A 3540-nucleotide genomic window follows, 5' to 3' on the forward strand; every position below is an offset into this window, starting at 1 on the left:
ATCCCCTGCCTTTAGGCAGGGGAGTATGTCAAGGCTCAGGGAAAATAATGGTTTAATGGTGGTTTGACAGCCAAAACTTCCTGGCCCAGGCCGGAACTCTCTTGGCAGGGCCCCTTGATCTTGAGTTTGGGATCCCTTCTTACCTTGTCTATGCTGAAAACCACTCGTCGCTTGGCCCTGCTAGCCCTGTCGGGGCTGGCGGTTCTTGTTCTCGCTCCCCAGAGGGGCCTCGCCAAGCCCATTACCGTCGGCTCCAAGGACTTTACCGAGCAGTTTATTTTGGGGGAAATGTACGCCTTAGCCCTGGAGGCGGCAGGGTTCACGGTGGAGCGCAAGCTCAACCTGGGCGGAACACCGGTAGCCCATGCGGGCTTGTTGAGCGGCGAGATCGATCTCTACCCCGAGTACACCGGCACTGGCCTGCTGACGGTGCTTAAACTGCCCACCAGCGGCGACCCGGCAGAGGTGTACGCGACGGTGGCCCGCGAGTACGAGAGCCGGTTCCGATTGATTTGGCTGGATCCCGCCCCCATGAACAACACTCAGGCCCTGGCCATGACCCGAACTAGAGCGGCTGAGCTGGGCATCGCCACCATCTCGGACATGGTGGCCAAAGCGGGCGAGCTGGTGATGATCGGGCCGCCGGAGTTTCAAGCCCGCGAAGATGGACTACCCGGGATCCAAGCAGCTTACGGCAATTTTCGGCTCAAAGCCTACAAAGCGGTGGATCCCGGCCTGCGCTACCAGGGCTTGGTCAATGGGGAAGCGGATGTGGCGGTGGCCTTTGGCACCGATGGGGAAATTGCCGCCTTTGACCTGGTGCTGCTGGAGGATGACAAGCAGCTTTTCCCCCCCTACCAGGTGGCGCCGGTGGTGCGCAAGGATACCCTGGAGGCCAACCCCGGCATTGCCGCTGCTTTGAATGCCCTCTCCCCTCTGCTGACGGATGAGGTGATGCAGCGGTTGAACTACGAGGTGAGCGGCAACCGCAAGGAGCCGGCGGAGGTGGCCAGAGCCTTCTTGGTGGAAGCCGGCATTCTCAAGAAATAACCTTGCCTGTTGCATGAGACCCTGAGGTGAGCACCGTCGAGTTCGAGCGGGTATCGCTGCGCTTTCCCCACAGTTCCCAGCCGGCTGTGGAGGAGTGCAGTTTTTCCATAGAATCGGGCCAGTTGGTGGTCATCCTGGGGCCTTCTGGCTGCGGCAAAACCACCCTTCTGAAAATGGTGAATCGCTTGCTGGATCCCACCCAGGGGCAGATTCGCTTGGACGGGCGGGATATCCGCCAGTTTCCCGTCACGGCTCTGCGGCAGCGGATCGGCTATGTTATCCAGCAATCGGGGCTGTTTCCCCACATGACGGTGGCCCAGAATGTGGCGGTGGTGCCGCGACTTTTGGGATGGGCGAAGGAGCGCATCCGCGAGCGGGTGGACGAGCTGCTCAGCTTGGTTAATTTGCCCCCCCATGAGTACAGAAACCGCTACCCTGCTCAACTGTCGGGCGGACAACAACAGCGGGTCGGTCTGGCTCGGGCCCTGGCCGGGGATCCAGGGCTGCTGCTGATGGACGAGCCCTTTGGGGCCATCGACGCCATTACCCGCAGCAAGCTGCAAGAGGAGATCCTGCGCCTGCAACGGCAATTGAAAAAAACCATCCTGTTCGTCTCCCACGATGTGGAAGAGGCGCTGCGCCTGGCGGATCGCATTTTGGTGATGCAGAAGGGGCGGGTGGTGCAGTTCGACGCTCCCTTTCGGCTGCTCACCCAGCCGGCTACTCCCTTTGTCAGGGAACTGCTGGGGGCAGATGACATGGTACGGCAGTTGAGTGTGCTGCGGGTGGAAACGGCGATGGCCGGGATCCCGCACAACCACAAAATCCAAGAGGGAGCGACGGTGAGGCCCCAGGCAACTTTGCGGCAAGCCTTGTCCCTGCTGTTGCGCACAGGGGCGGCAGCCCTGACGGTGTGGGAGGACGGGCGGGCCATCGGCGTTTTGACCTTGGATCACATTCGCAGCTTGGCCATGCTGGAGGGGGGATCCGCGTGAGCTATCTCCTCAACCACCCCGGCCTGATGTGGCAGCTCACCCAAGAGCATCTGGCGATGGTGGGGATGACCTTGGGCATGGCGGTGGTGCTGGCGGTGCCGCTGGCTCTGCTGGTTCACCACGTGCGCTGGTTGGCCCTGCCGGTCATGGGGATCCTCAGCATCCTGTACACAGTGCCCAGCCTGGCTTTGATTATTTTGTTGGTGCCCTGGTTTGGCCTCAATGCCCGCTCGGTGGTGGTGGCGATGGTGATCTACACGCAGGTGATCTTGGTGCGCCATTTTTGCGTGGGCCTGCGCTCGGTCGAGCCTGCCATCCTGGAAGCTGCCAAGGGCATGGGGATGAACCTCTGGCAACGGTGGTGGCAGGTGCAGGTGCCGCTCATGCTGCCCATTGTTTTGGCAGGGCTGCGGCTGGCGGCAATTGTGGCCATTGCCATTGCCACCGTGGGCGCCAAGTTTGGGGCAGGGGGACTGGGAACCCTGCTGTTCGATGGCATTGCCCAGGCCGGTCGCTACGACAAGATCTGGGCCGGATCCCTGGCGGTGGGATCCCTGGCCTTGCTGGTGAACACAGCCTTGCTCAGCCTGGAATGGGCGACCCGTCGTGGCTGAGGGGGTAGACTTAAGGACTCCGTCCCGCTGGCGCGATCGGGCAGGTTTATCCTCTAGTTGTGTGGGGCGAAACTGGGTGTAGCATGGGTGAGCAACCAGGGACTCCGTCCCGCTGGCGTGAGCGGGTGAGAGATTGGTCATCCCGCGCCGATTGGGAGCTGATGGAAGCGCTCAAGGCGGGGCAACCTGCTGCTCTGGCTGCGCTCTACGATCGCTATGCCGGCTTGGTCTATGGGCTGGCCTTCAAGATCCTGGGCCACGTGGCCGAGGCAGAAGACCTGACTCAGGAGGTGTTTGTCGAGCTGTGGCGCAAGGTTGGCTGTGATCCAAGGACTCCGTCCGAGTCGCGCGAGCGGCGGGGATCCCTGAGCAGTTTTTTATGCGTGCTGACCCGTTCGCGGGCCATTGACCGTCTGCGTTCTCAGGGCAGCCATCAACTTCTGTTGAAACGCTGGCAAACCCTTCTCAGCGCCGTTCGTGTTGACGGAACGGAGTCCTTTAGCAAGACTCGGTTCCCTTTTGAGCAGGTTTCCATCGAGGAGCGGCGGCAAGCGGTGCAAGCGGCCCTCAGCCAACTGCCCGAAAGCCAGCGGCAGATCCTGGAGTTGCTCTATTACCAAGGGTTGAGCCAGGCGGACATTGCTCGCCAATTGGGGATCCCGTTGGGGACGGTTAAGACCCGCTCTCGCCAAGCTCTCTGCAAATTGCGGGGATCCCTGCGCGCCCTTCTGGGTTTCTGCTCGCGTTAGCGGGACCGCGTCCTTTCGCGTCAGCGGGACGGAGTCCTAGGTTTGGAGTTGAGTTCTGGTGTCGGGATGGCCATGTCTGATCGCGTCAGCGGGACGGAGTCCTATCGCGTCAGCGGGACGGAGTCCTTTCGC

General features: G+C 61.6%; 4 protein-coding genes. All 4 read left to right on the top strand.

Annotated features, from left to right (window positions below):
* The first annotated feature begins 150 nt into the window (after positions 1-150).
* The 4 genes from NW856_RS12510 (at position 151) to NW856_RS12525 (ending at position 3408) form a co-directional block, all read left to right on the top strand.
* A complete protein-coding gene (locus NW856_RS12510) occupies positions 151-1050 on the top strand; it encodes a glycine betaine ABC transporter substrate-binding protein (protein WP_414400535.1) in 900 nt (299 codons plus the stop codon).
* A gap of 26 nt (positions 1051-1076) precedes the next feature.
* Entirely contained in the window at positions 1077-2045 is a 969-nt protein-coding gene (locus NW856_RS12515; RefSeq protein ID WP_414400536.1) for an ABC transporter ATP-binding protein, read from the top strand.
* Positions 2042-2659, top strand: a complete 618-nt coding sequence (locus NW856_RS12520) for an ABC transporter permease (protein WP_414400537.1) — start codon at positions 2042-2044, stop codon at positions 2657-2659. Before NW856_RS12515 ends, NW856_RS12520 begins: the two co-directional genes overlap by 4 nt.
* 83 nt (positions 2660-2742) lie before the next feature.
* Positions 2743-3408 carry a sigma-70 family RNA polymerase sigma factor gene (locus NW856_RS12525; protein ID WP_414400538.1) on the top strand — a complete coding sequence of 222 codons (666 nt, stop codon included), beginning with the start codon at positions 2743-2745 and terminating at the stop codon, positions 3406-3408.
* Positions 3409-3540: the final 132 nt, after the last annotated feature.

It is taken from the genome of Synechococcus sp. R3-13 (assembly GCF_047462195.1).
Classification (GTDB): domain Bacteria; phylum Cyanobacteriota; class Cyanobacteriia; order Thermostichales; family Thermostichaceae; genus Thermostichus.